Annotated in this window: 14 protein-coding genes and 2 tRNA genes; 14 read left to right on the top strand and 2 right to left on the bottom strand. The window is 68.0% G+C overall.

The window, feature by feature from the left end:
• Positions 1-88: 88 nt before the first annotated feature.
• From ACG04R_RS26735 to ACG04R_RS26705, 7 genes are all read left to right on the top strand, one after another.
• On the top strand, positions 89-1,573 hold the full coding sequence (locus ACG04R_RS26735) for an ATP-binding protein (protein WP_394417243.1): 1,485 nt from the start codon (positions 89-91) through the stop codon (positions 1,571-1,573).
• The gene (locus ACG04R_RS26730) at positions 1,570-2,259 is read left to right on the top strand and encodes a response regulator (protein WP_394417240.1); all 690 of its coding nucleotides are present in this window, start codon (positions 1,570-1,572) and stop codon (positions 2,257-2,259) included. Before ACG04R_RS26735 ends, ACG04R_RS26730 begins: the two co-directional genes overlap by 4 nt.
• 590 nt (positions 2,260-2,849) lie before the next feature.
• Complete coding sequence (locus ACG04R_RS26725) at positions 2,850-5,918, top strand: TonB-dependent receptor (RefSeq protein ID WP_394417237.1); 3,069 nt, start codon at positions 2,850-2,852, stop codon at positions 5,916-5,918.
• A gap of 153 nt (positions 5,919-6,071) precedes the next feature.
• Positions 6,072-7,634, top strand: coding sequence for a tryptophan halogenase family protein (locus ACG04R_RS26720; RefSeq protein ID WP_394417234.1), 1,563 nt, complete (start codon positions 6,072-6,074; stop codon positions 7,632-7,634).
• A gap of 15 nt (positions 7,635-7,649) precedes the next feature.
• The gene (locus ACG04R_RS26715) at positions 7,650-8,348 is read left to right on the top strand and encodes a SapC family protein (RefSeq protein WP_394417231.1); all 699 of its coding nucleotides are present in this window, start codon (positions 7,650-7,652) and stop codon (positions 8,346-8,348) included.
• Between the two features lie 5 nt (positions 8,349-8,353).
• Positions 8,354-9,337, top strand: a complete 984-nt coding sequence (locus tag ACG04R_RS26710; RefSeq protein WP_394417228.1) for a cupin-like domain-containing protein — start codon at positions 8,354-8,356, stop codon at positions 9,335-9,337.
• A gap of 162 nt (positions 9,338-9,499) precedes the next feature.
• Positions 9,500-11,731 (top strand): DUF6445 family protein, encoded by a 2,232-nt coding sequence (locus ACG04R_RS26705; RefSeq protein ID WP_394417224.1) that lies wholly within the window; start codon positions 9,500-9,502, stop codon positions 11,729-11,731.
• Here ACG04R_RS26705 and ACG04R_RS26700 read toward each other — a convergent pair.
• Entirely contained in the window at positions 11,709-12,350 is a 642-nt protein-coding gene (locus ACG04R_RS26700) for a glutathione S-transferase family protein (protein WP_394417221.1), read from the bottom strand. The two genes, ACG04R_RS26705 and ACG04R_RS26700, sit on opposite strands and share 23 nt — an antisense overlap.
• Before the next feature lie 71 nt (positions 12,351-12,421).
• On the opposite strand from ACG04R_RS26700, the gene ACG04R_RS26695 reads away from it, so the two are divergent.
• The 7 genes from ACG04R_RS26695 to ACG04R_RS26665 all read left to right on the top strand — a co-directional run bounded on the left by ACG04R_RS26695 (position 12,422) and on the right by ACG04R_RS26665 (position 17,655).
• On the top strand, positions 12,422-13,240 hold the full coding sequence (locus ACG04R_RS26695) for a DUF6597 domain-containing transcriptional factor (protein WP_394417219.1): 819 nt from the start codon (positions 12,422-12,424) through the stop codon (positions 13,238-13,240).
• An 8-nt stretch (positions 13,241-13,248) separates the two neighbouring features.
• Positions 13,249-14,175 carry a hydroxymethylbilane synthase gene (gene hemC, locus ACG04R_RS26690; protein ID WP_394417216.1) on the top strand — a complete coding sequence of 309 codons (927 nt, stop codon included), beginning with the start codon at positions 13,249-13,251 and terminating at the stop codon, positions 14,173-14,175.
• Positions 14,172-14,921: a uroporphyrinogen-III synthase gene (locus ACG04R_RS26685; RefSeq protein ID WP_394417213.1), complete on the top strand. Its 750-nt coding sequence runs from the start codon at positions 14,172-14,174 to the stop codon at positions 14,919-14,921. Before hemC ends, ACG04R_RS26685 begins: the two co-directional genes overlap by 4 nt.
• A gap of 85 nt (positions 14,922-15,006) precedes the next feature.
• The gene (locus ACG04R_RS26680) at positions 15,007-16,074 is read left to right on the top strand and encodes a uroporphyrinogen-III C-methyltransferase (protein ID WP_394417210.1); all 1,068 of its coding nucleotides are present in this window, start codon (positions 15,007-15,009) and stop codon (positions 16,072-16,074) included.
• Positions 16,075-16,087: 13 nt separating this feature from the next.
• Positions 16,088-17,335 carry a heme biosynthesis HemY N-terminal domain-containing protein gene (locus ACG04R_RS26675; RefSeq protein WP_394417208.1) on the top strand — a complete coding sequence of 416 codons (1,248 nt, stop codon included), beginning with the start codon at positions 16,088-16,090 and terminating at the stop codon, positions 17,333-17,335.
• Positions 17,336-17,432: 97 nt separating this feature from the next.
• A tRNA-Arg gene (locus ACG04R_RS26670) sits at positions 17,433-17,509 on the top strand.
• 69 nt (positions 17,510-17,578) lie between these two features.
• Positions 17,579-17,655 (top strand) — tRNA-Arg (locus tag ACG04R_RS26665).
• Positions 17,656-17,892: 237 nt separating this feature from the next.
• Here ACG04R_RS26665 and ACG04R_RS26660 read toward each other — a convergent pair.
• On the bottom strand, positions 17,893-18,640 hold a 748-nt coding region (locus ACG04R_RS26660; RefSeq protein ID WP_394417205.1), incomplete at its 5' end, for an HNH endonuclease.

The following is an 18,640-nucleotide window of genomic DNA, read 5'->3' as shown; positions in this document are numbered from 1 at the left end:
GCCACCCTGGTTACGGCAGCGTTTCTTGCCGGTGCGGCATGGAGGAACTGTGGAGGCCGCATCCACAGTTGCCCGGCAAGATGCGCACATGCGCCTCGTCCATCAGCTTTCCCTGCTGCTCATCGCCACCGCGCTGGCGGCCGTCGCCGCCGTGGCCGGTCTCGTCGTCTGGAATCTGCGCGCCGGCTTTTCCGACTACCTGCAGGCCCAGGACGGCGAGCATCTGTCCCGCCTGGTTGAGGCGGCCGAGCGCGATCTGGCCCAACGTGGCGAATTGCCCCGTGACTGGCGGCCTGCGCTGCGGACCTGGCTGGAGGCGGTGCGCGTCGCCGGCACGCGTGGCGGTACTCAGGACGCACCGCCTGAAGGCCGGCCCGAGGACGCGCTGGCTGTTGCGGCCTCCGGTGGCCGGCCGCCGCGTGACGGCCGGCATGATCCGCCGTCCCGGCGGGACCCCTCCAACTTCGGCCCGCGCATCGTGCTGCTGGCCGCAGACGGCGTTACGCCGCTGGTCGGCCGGCGCGAGATGCTGGACAGGCCTGGGCAGGCCCGTGCCGTCCGGTTGAACGGCGAGATCGTCGTGGTGCTGCGCCTCGCCGAGCGCGCCGGCCCAGCCGAGGGCGTGGACGCGAGCTTCCTGCATCGGCAGCATCTGGGCCTGGCGGTGGTGGCCGGTGGCGTGCTGGTCGTGGCGCTGGTGCTGGCGCGGCTGGTCGCCGTGCGCTGGGCGCGACCGCTGGCCGAGGCCCAGGTGGCGGCGCGGCGCATCGCGGCCGGCGAGTTCGACGTGCGTCTGCCCGCGCCACGCAGCGGCGGCGCCAGCGAGATCGCGGCGCTGCACGGCGACATCAACGCGATGGCCAGGGCGCTGTCGATGCTGGAGAGCAGTCGGCGGCGCTGGATGGCCGAGCTGTCGCACGAACTGCGCACGCCGCTGGCCGTGCTGCGCGGCGAGGTCGAGGCGCTGGTGGATGGCATCCGGCCGCTGGATCGCGCGGCGCTGGCGTCGCTGCAGGAGGAGGTCAAGCGGCTGTCGCGACTGGTCGAGGACTTTCACCTGCTGGCAACGTCCGAACTGCGCGCCTTGTCCTGCGAGTTCGAGCCGGTCGCGCCGGCCGCGCTGCTGCGGGTCGCCATCGAGCGCGTTGCGCCGCGTGCCGTGGCGCTGGGCGTGGCCATCGAGACGCAGCTGCCCGACGTGCTGCCTGCCGCGCAGTGGGACGCGGTGCGCGTCTCCCAGCTGCTGGCCAACCTGCTGGAGAACAGCTTGCGCTACACCGAAGCGCCCGGCCGTGTGCAGGTGACGGCGCGGGCGCTGGGGGAGGCCATCGAGGTCCGCCTGGACGACACGCCGCCCGGCGTGCCCGAGGGCGATCTGGAGCGCCTCTTCGACCCGCTCTACCGCGCCGACCCCTCGCGCAGTCGCGCGTTCGGCGGCTCGGGCCTGGGGCTGGCCATCGCCAAGGCCATCGCGCAGATGCACGGCGGCCGGCTGCGCGCCGAGCCGTCGCCGCTGGGGGGGCTGGCCGTCGTGCTGACCCTCCCGCTCAAACCCGATGGAGGCACTGCATGAGTGAACTCATCCTTGTCGTCGAGGACGAGCCCAAGCTGGCGGCGTTGGTACGCGACTATCTTCAGGCGGCGGGCTTCCGCACCGAATGGCTGGCCGACGGCCGCGAGGCGCTGGAGCGGCTGAAGACCGACCCCATGCCGGCTGCCGTGCTGCTGGACGTCATGCTGCCGGGCCTGGACGGCCTGGAGGTCTGCCGCGGCGTGCGCGTCTTCAGCGACGTGCCCATCGTCATCTGCAGTGCGCGTGTCGAGGAGCTGGACCGGCTGCTGGGCCTGGAGTTGGGCGCCGACGACTACGTCTGCAAGCCCTTCAGTCCGCGAGAGCTGGTGGCGCGCGTGAAGGCGCTGCTGCGCCGCGCGCAGGGGCGGCTGGCGCCGGTGACGCTGGTGCCGGTGGCCGGCGGCTTTGCCGTCGACGAAGCGGGCCAGCGCATCCTCTGGCAGGAGCAGGCGCTGGCGTTGACGCCGGTGGAGTTCCGTTTGCTGCGCCAGTTGCTGCAGCACCCGGGACGCGTCTTCGAGCGGGCGCAACTGCTGGATCTCATCCACGAGGATTTCCGCGACGTGTCCGATCGCGTCGTCGACAGCCACATCAAGAACATCCGACGCAAGCTCGTGGCGCTGGAGCCGGCGCAGGAATGCATCTCGTCGGTCTACGGTGTGGGATACCGGCTGGACCTGGTCTGAGGCACTGTTGTGGCCGGCACGGCGGCGAGTCGCGCCGCCGTGGCAGGTCTTTGCGTGCTTTGGGGGTGCGTCGGGAAGTGCGCTTGCGCAGTCGAGGCGCCGCTTTAAGAGAGGCAGTGGGCCGTCGTGGAATGCAGAGGCTGATGTCACTTTGGTGATTGCCCGTGGGGCGTTGCGTTTTTGCCAATCCACTGACGCTCTCACAAACCCGATTGCAAGGCCAAACCGAATCGACTAACGTTGACAGCGTTGTCTTTTGGTTGTCAGGCGTTCGGACTCGATCGATGTGCTCGCGCATTGAGATCGCTACCAACGGCTGCCTGGAATGTTGCTAAAACTCACGCGATCCGTGCGTTTTTTGCAGCCGTGGCGACCACGCGAAGGGTGTTGCGAATTGCGCTAAACAACGGCGACAACTCGCGTAAACCCCAGCACAACGGCGCGGTTTCGAAAAAGTACAGTACAGCGGGCACAGGGTTTGACAGCCTCCCTCTCAGATTGTTTGGTAACGCTAACAATCGTTGATACCAAAAGTCATAGTAAGACCTCGTCAATCGGCTCAGCCTGGGCCAAAGCAAGCAAGGAGACAAATGAAACACCCCCAGATTTCCAAAACCCAGCGACCCGCACGTGCGCGTCTGCACCCTGTCGCCTGGGCATCGTCGGTTGCGCTGCTGACAGGCGCTGCCGCCGTTCAAGCCCAGCAAGCCGCCGGTGATACGCAATCGCTCGAAACGGTCGTCGTCACGGGTATTCGCAAGTCCCTTGACAGCGCTGTCACCCTGAAGCGCGAGTCGCGCGGTCTGGTGGACGGCATCGTGGCCGAAGACATCGGCAAGTTCCCCGACACCAACCTGGCCGAATCGATGCAGCGCATCGCCGGCGTGTCCATCGACCGCAACGCCAGCGGCGAAGGCTCCAAGGTGACGGTGCGCGGCGTGGGCCCCGACTTCAACATGGTGCTGCTGAACGGTCGTCAAATGCCGACGTCCGTCATCAACCAACTGAACAACGGCGCCAGCGGCTCGCGCGCGTTCGACTTCGCCAACCTGTCGTCCGACTCGATCTCCGCCCTGGAGGTCTACAAGACGGCCCGCGCCGAATCGCCCACCGGCGGCATCGGCGCCACGATCAACGTCAAGACGGCTCGCCCGCTCGATCTGCGCGAACGCGTCGCCAGCATCGGTATCAAGGCCAATTACGACCAGTCCGTCAGCCGCCTGCCGAACGAATTGCAGGGATCGAAGGTCACGCCCGAAATCTCCGGCATCTACAGCGACACGTTTGGCAATCGCACGTTGGGCATCGCCATCAGCGGCAGCTATTCCAAGCGCAGCTCGGGCTCCAACAACGCCTACACGCAGAACGGATGGCTCAGCGAGGCCTACAACAAGGTCGGTGGCGCGTTTGATGGTGTGCCGGCTGGCAACCTCAAGAACTTCCCCACCAGCGGCTACTACACGCACACGAATGACATGCGTTATTCGGTGACGGGCCTGGACCGCGAGCGCCTGAACGGCCAAGCGGTGCTGCAGTTCGCGCCGACCAAGGAACTGAAGTTCACGGTTGACTACACCGCAGCTGTCAACACCGTCAAGTCCAAGAACATCGAGAACTCGGCCTGGTTTGGCCCTTCGTTCTCTGGTGCCCTGAACGGTTCGCCCCAGACGACGTTCACGTCCGGTTCGGTGTCGACGCCCATCGTCCAGACCGCCACCTGGGACGGCACGCACGACTACGGCATGAACGCCGGCCTGTTCGCGCAGAAGACCAAGCTCGGCTCGACCGGCTTCAATGCGGCCTGGAAGGTCAGCGATGCATTGAGCTTCGACCTCGATGCCCATCATTCGACGTCCAAGACCTCGCCGGACAGCCCTTACGGCACCTATGCCGTCATGGACCTGGCGCTGTTCAACCAGGGCAACACGACGGCCTATTACGACCAGAAGCTCCCGATCATGAGCTCGCCGGGTCTGGCCTACGACTCGAACAAGACGAACGTGACCGGTTCGCAGTTCTACAGCAACCTGTCCGATCAGACGGTCGACCAGGTGCAACTGCGTGGCACCTATCGTCTGGGCTCTGACGACAAGCTGCTCGCCGGCCTCGGTTTCACCAAGCTGAACAACCGTGCCGCCAGCGCCAACAACTTCCACGGTGACTGGAGCGGTATCGGCCCTCAGGGCGGGTTCAAGAACGTGCCGGTGTCGCAGTACGGTCTGGGTGGTCTCTTCAGCCAGATTCCGGGCCACAACGATCCGCGCCTGTTCTCGACGTTCTTCGTGCCGGACTTCAATGCCCTGCGCGCGCAGGCCATCGCCAATGCCGTGAAGTACGGCACGTCGAGCACGGGCAACGTGCCGCTGTCGCAGGCGGCCGCCGAGGCTTACTTCGCAGCACCGACGGACTACAGTCAGCCCGGCGCCAGCGACTGGCGCACGATCGAGAAATCCACCTCGGCCTACGGCCAGTGGGACCACTCCTTCGACACGTCCATCCCCATGAATGTGTCCGTCGGCCTGCGCTATGAAAGCACCACGGTTGATTCGTCCTCGCAGGTCACGGCCTACACGGGCACGGACTGGTATGCCCAGAACGAGGTGAAGCTGACCGGCGGCACCAGCACCTTCGGTAACAAGTCTGGCAAGTACACGTACTGGCTGCCCAGCGTGGACTGGGATGCGGACCTGACCGACAAGCTGAAGGTGCGTGCCAGCTTCGGTGTCAACATCGGTCGTCCCGGATTCGACAAGATGCTGGGCGGTACGCAGCTGAACGCCGACTCGGCGCGTTACAACGTCCCGGGGTCCGGTTCGGCCGGCGATCCGGCGTTGAAGCCGCTGAAGTCCAAGAACCTGGACCTGTCGGCTGAGTACTACTACGCCAAGTCTTCGTATGTGGCGGTCGGTGCTTTCTACAAGAAGGTCTCGGACTTCATCACCACGACGACCGTCAGTACCACGTTCGCGGGCCTGAATCAGCCTGCCAGCGGCACGTACTACCAGGCTGCGCTGGCTTCCGGTATCACGGCCGACCGGCCGGACCTGATTCGGAACTACATCTTCAACAATTACGGCACCCAGGCAGGTGTCACGAAGACCGGTGTCGCCAACGGGATCATCCAGGGCGACATCCTGGGAACCGTCCCGGGCACGCAGCCGTTGGCGTTCAACATCACGAGCTACAAGAACGGTGCCGGCGACAACATCAAGGGCCTGGAATTCAACTTCCAGCACATGTTCGGCAACAGCGGCTTCGGTGTTTCGGGCAACTTCACCTACGTCAAGAGTGGTCTGAAGTTCAACAACAACAGTGACAGCAGCGCTCCGCAAGCTCCCCTGGTTGGCATCAGCAATTCCGCCAACCTCGTCGGCTTCTACGAGAACGAGACGTGGTCCATCCGCGGCGCTTACAACTGGCGCGGTCAGTTCCTTGCGGCGACTACCGATGGCGCCGGCAACAACCCGATCTACACCGAGCCCTACGGTCAGGTGGATGCCTCCATCGGCTACAAGATCGGCAAGAACCTGACGCTGCAGGCTGACCTGCTGAACCTGAACGATGGCTACATCCGCCAGCACGGCCGTACCAGTGATGAAGTGCTGTCCGCGCTTCAGACGGGTCGCCGTTACCTGATCGGTGCCCGCTATCGCTTCTGAGCGTTGAGCGCTTCCGCCCGGTGATCGTCCTTCGGGGCGAACGCCGGGCGGCTTTCCTGGCCGGTGCGGGCGCAAGCTTGCCTCGGCCTGTTCCTTTTCAGAATCTTCCGGTCATGCGGCGGTGGCACTGCCGCGGGGCCATACTTGTCCGTGATGAATTCCGATGTGACGACGACGGTGCGGCGGATCGTGGTGTTGGGCGGCGGCTCGGCCGGTTGGCTGACGGCCGCCACGCTGGCCGCAGAACTCGGAGGCGAAGCGCCCGACGCGCTGCAGGTCACGCTCATCGAATCGCCCGATGTGCCGTCCATCGGCGTGGGCGAGGGTACCTGGCCCACGATGCGCGCGACGCTGCACCGCATCGGCCTCAGCGAGGTTGACCTCGTCCGCGACTGCGACGCCGCCTTCAAGCAGGGCTCGCGCTTCGACGGCTGGTTGCACGGCGGGGCGGATGATCGCTACCACCACCCCTTCACGCTGCCGCATGGCTGGGGTGAAGAAGACCTTACCGGCGCCTGGCTCCAGGGGGACCGCGCGCGGGCTTTTGCCGACAGCGTAGGTGCGCAGCCGCAGCTGTGCGATGCCCATCTCGCGCCCAAGCAGACGACGACGCCCGACTTCGGCGGCGTCATGAACTACGGCTACCACTTCGACGCCGTCAAGCTGGGCCTGCTGCTGCAGCGTCACGCGACGATGAAGCTCGGCGTGCGCCACATCGTCGACCACTTCATGGCCGTGCGCTCTCACGAGAACGGCGACATCGCGGCGCTGGCGTTGCGTGAGCGCGGCGACATCGAGGGTGACCTCTTCATCGACTGCACCGGCCTGGCCGGTTTGCTGCTGGGCCAGCACTACGGCGTCGGCCTGCGTTCCGAGAAGGGCGTGCTGTTCAACGACAGTGCGCTGGCCGTGCAGGTGCCGCACGCGAGCGCGCAGGCGCCGCTGGCGTCGGCCACCGTCTCCACGGCTCATGCCGAAGGCTGGACCTGGGACATCGGCCTGCCCACGCGGCGCGGCATCGGCCTGGTCTATTCCAGCGGCCATACCGGCGACGACGCTGCCGAAAGGGCTCTGCTCGCCTACCTCGACCACAGCGGCCTGTCGCTGGCGGGCGCCACGCCGCGCCGGCTGCGCTTCAGCCCCGGCTACCGTGAGCGCTTCTGGCATCGCAACTGTGTCGCCGTGGGCCTGTCGGCCGGCTTCATCGAGCCGCTGGAAGCCTCGGCGCTGGCGCTGGTTGAGTTGTCGGCCGCCTTCATCCGCGACGAGATGCCGGCCACCCGCGCCGACATGGATCTCGTCGCGCGGCGATTCAACGAGGCCTTTGCCTACCGCTGGTCGCGCATCATCGAGTTCCTGAAACTGCACTATGTGCTGAGCCGCCGCGACGATGCCGACTACTGGCGCGATCACCGCGCTGCCGCGACCCAGCCCGACTCGCTGCGCGAGCTGCTGCAGCTGTGGGCGCACCGCACCCCGTCGCGCAATGACTTCTACCGCGCGGAAGAAGTCTTTCCCGCGGCCAGCTATCAGTACGTGCTGTATGGCATGCAGTTCCAGCCCGCTCCACGGCCGCTGCGCGCGGACCGGCTGGCCGCTGCCCGTTCCCGAATGAATGACGTGACGACAATGACCCGGCGGCTGCTGGGCGGTTTGCCACGCCACCGCGATCTCATCCAACACATCCACGCGCACGGCATGCCGCTGGCCGCGTGACACCCTGACCCCACCATGCTGCAACTGCTCAACAACATCCAGCACAAGGACCTGCGCGTCATCACCCAACGTGGCGCGAAGTGGGGCGACGACTTCATGTCGGCCCCCGCCACGGTAGACGAGTTCCGCAGGCTCCAGGCGCATTACCCCATCGTCTTCCAGCAGGACGGCAAGGGCGGTTTCCTGCCTGCCGTGATGTTCGGCCTGCAGGAAGGCAGCAACCTGTTCCTGACCGACGCGGGCTGGGATGCCGACTACGTGCCCCTGTCCGTGCAGCGCCTGCCGTTCTCCATCGGCATCGCCGACGACGAACTGCGCATGATGGTCGACATGGACAGCCGGCGCATCAGCCACGGCGCCGAAGGCGAGGCCGTCTTCCTGCCGCAGGGCGGCACGACCGACTTCACCGAGAACGCCAACGCCGTGCTGCGCTCGCTTCACGAAGGCCTCGAGGCCACGACCGATTTCATCCAGACGTTGATGACCAACGACCTGCTGGAGCCCTTCACGCTGGACGTCGAGCGGCCCGACGGCACGCATGGCCAACTGGTGGGCTACTACATCATCCACGAGGAGCGCCTGGCTGCGCTGGACGCTGCCAGCATCGGGCTGTTGCACCAGGCGGACTACCTGATGCCGATTTACATGGCCATGGCTTCGTTGTCGAACTTCACGAAGCTGATCAAGCGCCATCTGGCCAGCAACGTCGCCTGAGCGTCATGCTGGAGCATCGCGGCCTGTCGGCCGAGGCCCTGCCGACCGAGGTGTTGCAGTCCACCGAGCCCGTGCTGTTGCGCGGTCTCGTGCGGCACTGGCCGCTGGTGCAGGCGGCCGAGCGCTCGGATGCCGATTTCTGCGATTACCTGCGCCGCTTCGGCCCGCAGACCCGCCTGAGCCTGTGGCGCGCCGGGCCGGAGATTGGCGGGCGTTTTTTCTACAACGACGACTTCACCGGCTTCAACTTCCGCCACGAGACCCACGCCTTCGGCGCGCTGCTGGACGAACTGCTGGCCGGCACACCGGATGCGCTCTACCTCGGCTCCACCGAGATCGACAACGCCTTCCCGGGTCTGGGTCACGAGAACGCCTTGCCCGCGCTGGCCGGCCTGCGTCCGCACGTGAGCCTGTGGCTGGGCAACCGCATGCAGGTGGCGGCGCATTTCGACCTGCCGGACAACATCGCCTGCGTCGTCGCCGGCCGGCGTCGCTTCACGCTCTTCCCGCCGGACCAGGTCGCCAACCTCTACATCGGCCCGCTGGACCTGACGCCCGCCGGCCAGCCCATCAGCCTCGTGGACCAGGCGCGGCCTGACCTCGAGCGCTTCCCGCGCTACGCCGAGGCGCTCAAGCACGTGCAGACCTTCGAGCTGTTGCCCGGCGACGCGCTCTTCATCCCCAGCCAGTGGTGGCATGGTGTCGAGGCGCTGGAGTCCGTCAACGCGCTGGTCAACTTCTGGTGGCGGCAGTCGCCCGCCTTCATGGACACGCCGCTCAACACGCTGATGATGGCCCTGCTGTCTCTGCGCGACCTGCCACCGGCCCAGCGCGACGCCTGGCGCGTGCTGTTCGATCACTACATCTTCGACGCCGACGACCAGACGGCGGCCCACATCCCGCCCGCGGCCCGCGGCGTGCTCGCGCCGATGAACGACGGCAGCGCGCGCCAGTTGCGTGCAGCCCTGCGCAACCGACTCAATAGATGACATGGCGCCCCTCGTCCAAGGTGTACCTTGGCCGGTCCCCCGAGGGGACGGCGATGCTTGCCGGATCGACCGGCAAGCACATCGCCAGATGGGCCGGCTCGGGAGCGGCCCGTCGCTCGGCCCGAATTTTCATGTGTCACAAACATCGAATGGATCACTGACATGAGCAAACCCGTCCGACGCGTCGTCATCGCCGGTGGCGGCACCGCTGGCTGGATGGTCGCCGCCGGCCTGTCGAAATGCATGGGCAAGCAGGTCGACATCCAGCTCGTCGAGTCCGAGGAAATCGGCACCGTGGGCGTGGGCGAGGCGACCATCCCGACGCTGCATTTCATGCACGAGATGCTGGACCTGGAGGAGAAGGAATTCATCCAGGCCACGCAGGCTACCTTCAAGCTCGGCATCAGCTTCGAGAACTGGCGCAACGTCGGCGAGCACTACTTCCACTCCTTCGGCAAGACCGGCCAGGGCCACTGGACGGCCGGCTTCCACCATTTCTGGCTGGAAGGCCGCCGGCGCGGCCTGGCCAGCGATTACGGCGACTACTGCCTGGAGCTGCGCGCCGGGCTGGACAACCGCTTCGCGCTGCTGCCCGACAACGGCATCAACTACGCCTACCACTTCGACGCCACGCTGTACGGCCAGTACCTGCGCCGCTTCTCCGAGCAGCTGGGCGTGCAGCGCATCGAGGGCAAGATCGCCAAGGTCCACACCGATGCCGTCAGCGGCGACATCACCGGCCTGCAGCTGGCCGACGGCGCGCTGGTCGAGGGCGACCTGTTCATCGACTGCACCGGCATGCGCTCGCTGCTGCTGGGCGAGACGCTGGGCGTGCCCTTCGAGAGCTGGTCGCACTGGCTGCCCTGCGACAGCGCGCTGGCCGTGCAGACCACGCGCGTCGGCGAGCCCGTGCCCTACACCCGCTCCATCGCCCACCCCTGGGGCTGGCAGTGGCGCATCCCGCTGCAACACCGCGTCGGCAACGGCGTCGTCTACAGCAGCAAGCACGTCAGCGACGACGAGGCCAAGGCCGCGCTGCTCGCCAACGTGGAGGGCGAGGTGCTGCGCGAGCCGCGCGTCATCCGCTTCACGCCGGGGCAGCGCGAGCAGGTCTGGAAGAAGAACTGCGTCGCCATCGGCCTGTCCAGCGGCTTCCTCGAGCCGCTGGAGTCCACCAGCATCCACCTCATCCAGAAGGGGCTGACCCGGCTGGTCGAGCTCTTCCCCACCGACGGCATCCGCCAGAGCGACGTCGACGAATACAACCAGCAGTCCCGCGAGGCGATCGAGGTCATCCGCGACTTCATCATCCTGCACTACCACGTCACCAACCGCGACGACACGCCGTTCTGGCGCGGCTGCCGCGACATGGACGTGCCGCCGCTGCTCAAGCACCGCATCCAGCACTTCCGCGATACGGCGCGCATCATGCTGCGCCAGGGCGAGCTGTTCGCCGAGAACTCGTGGGTGCAGGTCATGATGGGGCAGGGCATCCAGCCTGCCAGCCATCACCCGATCACGCGCAACATGGACGACCGCACGCTGTCCGACTTCCTCGGCGGCATCCGCAAGGAGGTGGCGCGCACGATGATGAAGCTGCCCAAGCACCAGCAGTTCATCGACCAGTTCTGCCCCGCGCCCCGCATCGACCCGACGGCCAGGCCGGCAGCCCCGCCCGTCGCGCTGCGCGTCAACCCGGCGGCCACGATCAGCACCGTGCAGTTGGCCGACGGCTCGTCGGTCCATGTCGTCGACGATTTCGCGCTGGAGCCGGAGGCCCTGGTGGCGATGGCCGGCGCCGAGGCTGCCCGGTTCCAGCAGCCGGCCGGCCATCCCTACCCGGGGCCGCAACTGCTGCTGCCCGACAGCATCGCCGGCGCACTGGGCCACTACTTCGACCAGCACATGCGCACGCGCGTCGGGGCGGGGCCGACGCAGGGGATGTTCGGCCGGCTCGCGCGTGTCACGCAGGAGGAGGCCACGCTGAGCCCGCTGCAGCGCATCTGCCACCGGGACGACTCTGGTGTCGCGCGGGGCGAGATGGTCGCGGCCTGCGTGCACTACCTGTTCCCGGACGAGCAACTGGGGGGCACCGTGTTCTTCCGCTCGCGCATGTCGGATGCCGACACGCAGCAGTTCCTGCGCGACGCCGGCACGCTGGACGCCAGCGCCTTCGGCGACAAGTACGGCATCGCGCCCGGCTACATGACCGAGAGCAACCGCTACTTCGAGGTCATCGGCCGGCTGCCCGCGAGGTGGAACCGCGCCGTGTTCTACGACGGCGGCATCTTCCATTCCGGCGACATCCGCTGGGCGTCTCAGCGGGCCAGCTATCTGGCCGACCCGGGCCGGCTGACGATCAACGCCTTCTTCAAGAGCCAGCGGCCTGCCTAGCCGCCAGCTCGGCATCCAGCGCCAGCGCGCGCTGCGCCGCGGGGCGCGACCGCAGTCGCGCGGCGTAGGCCTGCACGGCTGGCGTCGCCGGCATCATGTCGAAGGCCAGCATGTCCGCCAGCGCGTGGCCCCAGAGGAAGTCGGCCACCGTCAGCCGTTCGCCCAGCAGCCACGGGCCGCCGGCCTCCAGCTGCCGTTGCACGAGGCCCACGACGCGGTCGAAGTCGCCGTAGGGCGACCATGACGGTTCGCAGTCCGCGCGCTTGAGCGCCCGGTCCGTCATCGCCGGCTCGAAGCAGGAGCCGTAGAACACCAGCCAGCGCAGCAAGGCGCCGCGCAGCGGATCGCCCACCGGTGGCACCAGGCCGCGCTCGGGGTAGAGCTCGGCCAGGTGGAGGTAGACAGCGGCCTGCTCGGTGACCAGCACGCCGTTGTGCAGCAGCGCCGGCACCTTGCCCATCGGGTTGACGGCGAGATAGGACGCCTCGCGCTGCTGCCCGGCGCGCAGGTCCAGCACCTGCAGCTCATGATCGGCCTGCAGTTCCTCGATGAGCACGCGCACGCCGGCTGAGCGGCTGTTGGGCGCGTGGAAGAGGGTGACGAAACGGTTCGTGGTCATGGGCGTTCCCCGCAATGGATGAGGGCGCTGTTGTAGGCTGCGACCCCTGTCGACGTCTTGGAAAAACACGCATGTCCGACCCCGCCCCGCGACAGGCCGTCACCAGCCCGGCCAAGGGCGTCGTCGACCCCGCGACGGCGCGCCGCATGCTGCGGCTGGAGCGCTACGAGCCCGCGCCCGACCTCGTGCCGTTCCTCGACTACCACTGGGTCGTCGAATGGGACCTGCGCGGCCAGCCTGACTTCGTGCAGCGCACCTTGCCCTACCCGGTGGTCAACATCGTCTTCGACCGCGAGCTGACCGCCGTGTTCGGCGTCGTCAGCGGTGCCTACGAGCATCGGCTGAGCGGCGCCAACCGCTGCCTGGGCCTGCGCTTTCGGCCCGGCGCATTCCGCGGCCTGCTCGGCCGGCCGCTGCACACCGTCACCGACGTCCACCTGCCGCTGTCCGCCGTGCTGCCGGTGGACGATGTGGAGTCCGAGCAGGCCGTGCTGAGCCAGCCTGACGACCTGCGCATGATTGCCGCCGCCGAGGCCTGGCTTCGCCCGCTGCTGGGCCCGCCCGATCCCAAGGTGGACCGGCTCAACGCGTTGCTGGCCCAGGCCCAGGCCGACCCCACGCTGACCCGCGTCGATGAGCTGGCCGAGCGTGCCGGCCTCGGGATGCGTGCGCTGCAGGCCTGGTTCAGCGACTACGTGGGCGTCAGCCCCAAGTGGGTCATCCGCCGCTACCGCCTGCACGAGGCCGCCGACCAGCTCGCGCATGGTGCCGCGCTGGACCTGGCCGAGCTGGCGCAGCGCCTGGGCTACTACGACCAGGCTCATCTCACGCGCGACTTCAGCCGCCTGGTCGGCAAGCCGCCGCAGGCCTACCGCGGCCCGCCTCGATAATCCTTCGCATGACCACCCCCATCACCATCGCCACGCGCGAGAGCCGCCTGGCGCTGTGGCAGGCCGAGCATGTGCAGGCCCGCCTCGCCAACGAACTGGGCCTGACGGCCACGCTGCTGGGCATGACGACCCGTGGCGACCAGATCCTCGACCGCACGCTGTCCAAGGTCGGCGGCAAGGGCCTGTTCGTGAAGGAGCTGGAAACCGCGCTCGCCGAAGGCCGTGCCCAGTTGGCCGTGCACTCGTTGAAGGACGTGCCGATGGAGCTGCCCGACGGCTTCACGCTCGCCGCCGTGCTGGAGCGCGAGGACCCGCGCGACGCCTTCGTGTCCAACGATTTCGCCTCGCTGGCCGAGCTGCCGCAGGGCGCCGTCGTCGGCAGCTCCAGCCTGCGCCGCGTGACGCAGCTGCTGAGCCTGCGGCCGGACCTGCGCGTCGAGCCGCTGCGCGGCAACCTTGACACGCGGCTGCGCAAGCTGGACGAAGGTGGCTACCACGCCATCGTGCTGGCGGCAGCCGGCCTCAAGCGCCTGGGCCTGGCCCACCGCGTGCGGGCGTTGTTCGAGGTCGACCAGATGCTGCCTTGCGCCGGGCAGGGCGCGTTGGGCCTGGAGATCCGTGCCGACGACCCGGCACTGGCCGACGCGTTGGCCAAGCTGGCGCACACGCCGACCCAGCTCGCCTGCGAAGCCGAGCGCGCCGTGTCCCGCGCGCTGGGCGGCAGCTGCAGCCTGCCGCTGGCCGCGCACGCGCGCTGGCAGGGCGGCACGCTGTGCCTGGATGCCGCGCTGGGCCATGCCGAGGCGCACACGTCGCCTCTGCTGCGTTCCAGCGTCGCGGCCGATGTCGGCGATGTCGCCGCGGCGCGTGTGCTGGGCCGGCAGGCCGCCGAACGCCTGCGTGAACTGGGCGCTGGCTCCTACCTGCCCGGATGACGAGCCCGACGTTGATCGTCACTCGGCCTCGACCGCAGTGCGGGCCCTGGCTGGCGAAGCTGGCCGCGCTCGGCGTCACGGCGCAGGCGCTGCCGTTGATCGAGATCCTGCCCGCTCGCGACGCCGGACCGGTGCAGGCCGCCTGGGCCGCGCTGGCGGCCGTGGACCTGGCCGTCTTCGTCAGCCCCAACGCCGTCGAGCATTTCTTCGCCCGTGCCAATGGCGCCGCCTGGCCCGAGCAGACGCTGGCCGCCTGCGTGGGCCCCGGCAGCGCGCAGGCGCTGGCCGAGCACGGTGTGCCGGTCGCCAACATCGTCCAGCCGGCCGCCGATGCGGCCAGCCTGGACTCCGAGCACCTCTGGGCGCAGCTGTCGCCGCGCCGCGACTGGGCTGGCGCCCGTGTGCTGCTGTTGCGTGGCGACGGCGGTCGCGAGTGGCTGGCCGAGCGCCTGCAGGAGGCCGGTGCCAGCGTGGAGGCCGTCACCGTCTACCACCGCGCCGCGCCGAGTTTCGATGCTGCCGAGCAGGCGCTGCTCGCCACCGTGCTGGCCCGCCCGCAGGCGCATGTCTGGCTGTTCAGCAGCGCCGAGGCCGTCGGCCACCTGCTGGGCCAGCCCCTGGCCGGCCAGCGCGCCATCGCCACCCACCCTCGCATTGCGGACGCTGCTCGCGCCGCCGGTTTCGCGCCTGTGGTTTTGGCGCGACCGGCCCCCGAAGCGGTGACGCAGGCCCTGAAAGCCCTCTGACAGAATCTGGCGCACTGTGATCGAGCCGATTTCCGCTGTTCCCGCGGCCGAGCCCGCGGCCCCGCCGCCTCCGCCCACCCTTCCGTTGCCGGCCTGGCTGCCCTGGCTGTTGGCGCTGATGGGCGCCGCCGTGCTGCTGTGCGTTGCGCTGGCGTGGCAGAGCCTGTCGCGCCAGCAGTCGCTGGAGCAGGAGCTGGTGCGCCGCCAGGAGGCCAGCCAGGCCCAGGCTACCGAGGCCCACCTGGCCGCCAAGCAGTCCGCCGAGCTGGTGCGTGACACGGCTGCCAAGGTGTCGCTGCTGGACGCCCGCCTGGCCGAGGTCGCACTGCAGCGCGGCCAGCTGGAGGAGTTGATCCAGTCCATGTCCCGTTCGCGCGACGAGAACGTCGTCGGCGACATCGAGTCCGCCATCCGAGTGGCCTTGCAGCAGACGCAGATCACCGGCAGCGCCGAGCCGCTGGTGGCCACGCTGAAGCAGGCCGACGAGCGCCTGGCACGCTACAAGCAGCCGCGCCTGGAAGGCGTGCGCCGCGCCGTCGCGCGCGACCTGGATCGCGTCAAGGCCGTGGCCGTCGTCGATGTGTCCACGCTGACCATCAAGCTGGACGAGGTCGTCCGCATGGCCGACGAGCTCCCGCTGGTCTCCGGTGGCGAGGCCGCCATGAGCCCGCGCGAGGAACGCCGTGCCGACGCCGCCGCCAAGGAACGCGAACGTGTGCTGCAACTGCAGCGCGAACAGGCCGCCGCGGCGGCGGAAGGCAAGCTGTCGCTATGGTGGTGGCAGGCCTCCCAGCAGCTGTCCAGCTGGACGGGCATCGCCTGGGGCGAGGCCAAGACGCTGCTGCGCGTGACCCGCATCGCCCATCCCGAGGCGGCGCTGGTCTCTCCGGATCAGAGCTTTTTCCTGCGCGAGAACCTCAAGCTGCGACTGCTCAACGCCCGCCTGGCGCTGCTGAGTCGCCAGTTCGACACGGCGCAGAGCGACCTGCGCGACAGCCAGGAAATGCTCAGCCGCTACTTCGACACGCGCTCGCGCAAAGTGAGCAGCGTGGCCGAGCTGCTGCGCCAGGTGGCCGGCCAGTCCCGCCAGGTCACCGTGCCGCGGCCCGACGACACGCTGGCCGCGCTGACCGCCGCCGCGGCCGGCCGCTGAGGGGAGGCCGACCATGCGCCTCGTCATCTGGCTGGTCCTGCTCTTCGTCGCGGCCGTCGTCGCGGCGCTGACGCTGGGTTCCAACGACGGCCTCGCCAGCTTCTACTGGAATGGCTGGCGGGTCGACGTCTCGCTCAACCTGTTCCTGGTTCTGCTGGTCGCGGGCTGCTTCGCCCTCGTCACGGCCATCCAGGCCGTCGAGGCGTTGACGACGCTGCCCAAGCGCGCCCGTGAATGGCGGCTGGCCCAGCGCGAACGCAGTGCCCAGCTCGCCTTGCGCGAGGCGCTGGTCGAGCTCTTCGGTGCCCGCTTCAGCCGTGCCCAGAAGGCCGCGCAGAAGGCGCTGAACATCCAGTCCGCCACGCCCGAGCTGGCGGCCGACCACTCGTTCATGGCCTTGGCCCACCTGCTGGCCGCCGCCAGCGCGCACCGCCTGCAGGACCGTCGCCATCGCGACGAGCAGCTGAACCGCGCTCTCGAACTGACCCGCCGCGCTGGCGGTGCCCGCGCGCACGAGGATGGCGCCCGCCTGCTGGCCGCTGAGTGGGCGCTGGACGACCGCGATGCGCCGCGCGCGCTGGCCGTGCTGGGCGAGTTGCCGCCCGGTGTTGCCCGCCGCACGCAGGCCCTGCGCCTGCGCCTGCAGGCCTCGCGCCTGGCTCGCCAGCCGCTGGATGCGCTGCGCACCGCCCGCCTGCTCGCCAAGCACCAGGCTTTTTCCAAGGTCGCCGCGCAAGGCCTGCTGCGCTCGCTGGCCTTCGAGGCGCTGGACGGCGCGCGCGACGTCGACCAGCTGCGCACGGCCTGGCAACAGCTGGACCCGAGCGACCGCCGTGACCCGCTGGTTGCCGCCCGCGCCGCGCAGTGCGCCGGCCAGCTCGGCGCACCCGACGACGGTCGTGGCTGGTTGCGCCCGTTCTTCGACGACCTGGGCGATCTGCAGAGCGATGACCGCACGGAAATCGCGCTGGCGCTGGTGCCGGTGCTGGCCGGTTGCGGCCCGGACTGGTTGCAGCGGCTGGAGTCCGCGCAGTCGCGCTTCCCGCGTGAACGCGCGCTGGCCTACGCATTGGGCCATGCGCTGGCCGAGCGCCAGCTGTGGGGCAAGGCGAGGTTGATGCTGGATGCCGTTGCCGAGGATGTGTCCATGCCCAGCGCTGCACGTCGCCGCAGCTGGCTGGCGCTCGCCGCGCTGGCCGAGCAGGAAGGCGACGACGCCCGTCGCGCCCGCTGCTTCGAGGCCGCGGCCCGGCTGCCCTGAGGCAGGCCGCCACGGCCGGCGGCCTGAACTAGTTGTTTTCAAAAAACCGCCATCTCTTGCTGATGGCCAAAAAATCTGGTTATACTGTGAGGCTTCAGCGGCTGTAGCTCAGTTGGATAGAGTACTTGGCTACGAACCAAGGGGTCGTGGGTTCGAATCCTGCCAGCCGCACCAATAACAAGAAGAGAATCAACGGGTTAGCGCCGCACAGGGCTAACCCGTTTTCCATACCGTAGAAATTCAGCGGCTGTAGCTCAGTTGGATAGAGTACTTGGCTACGAACCAAGGGGTCGTGGGTTCGAATCCTGCCAGCCGCACCAAAAATAAGAAGAGAAATCAACGGGTTAGCACCGCAAGGGGCTAACCCGTTTTTCCTTGTGCGCGACTTGCGTGGGGAGATTTTGGGAACTCTCCCGCGCAAATCCCCACATCCTCACCCGAAGTGCGCAGAACGATGGCAACTCGGGCAAAACAACGGGGTACGCGTGAAAGCACGTAGCCCGTTGTCCTTGTATGGGGAGATTTTGGGAACTTTCCCGCGCAAATCTCCCATGTCCTCACCCGAAGTGCGCAGCCCGATGGCAATTCGGGCACAGAGCGATGGCGTTGTCGACCGTGTCCTCGCCGCCGAGCGCGAGCGGCGTACGGTGATGCACTTCCAAGTAAGGCGAGCCATTGGACCGACGGAGAAACGGCGCCGCCTTCGCACATCCTTCACAGGTCCCGGCGGCTCGGAGGAGCACCTCGACAACAACATCCGGGTTCCGGTCGAAAACGGTCGTTGTTGTCTCAATACGACGGGGCAGCCTCGGTGCATCGGCAAGGCGCGCCCTACGCTGTTCCGAGGTGCTCTGCATCGCGGCGAGCACCGAGGCTTCAAAGTCCTGCATCACCTGCGCCAGAGGCTCAGGTTCCACTCCGCCTGCAAGAACTTGTCGAATGTCGATGGGGCGCACGTCGCAACCGACAGTGCCGCGCGGCTTGAGCTGTACCCACATGGCGCTCCCGTCACGCTGCATGCGCGGGTTCCCGCAGTCGAAGATGCAAGACAGCGCGCACCGGCTTGAGTGAACGTCCTTCAGCACGCCGACGATGGGAAGATGCTTCTCCAACGCCAGTTCAAGCCCGTTCCAGTGGGCCACCCAGGTCTTCCGCGTTGCGCCGGTCGGAGGCTTGGCTGCGTATTTCGGCCCAACGTGACCGCCGATTTCGGCATCGTGACCGGTCATTTCGGTCATCGTGACCGACCGCTGATTTCGGCTCATCGTGACCGGCCGTTTCGGCATCGTGACCGCCCATTTCGGC

Source organism: Pelomonas candidula (assembly GCF_043555985.1).
In the GTDB taxonomy this organism is placed as follows: domain Bacteria; phylum Pseudomonadota; class Gammaproteobacteria; order Burkholderiales; family Burkholderiaceae_C; genus Pelomonas; species Pelomonas candidula.
Note: the sequence above shows the minus strand (reverse complement) of the source record. Positions and strands in the feature narration are given on the sequence as shown.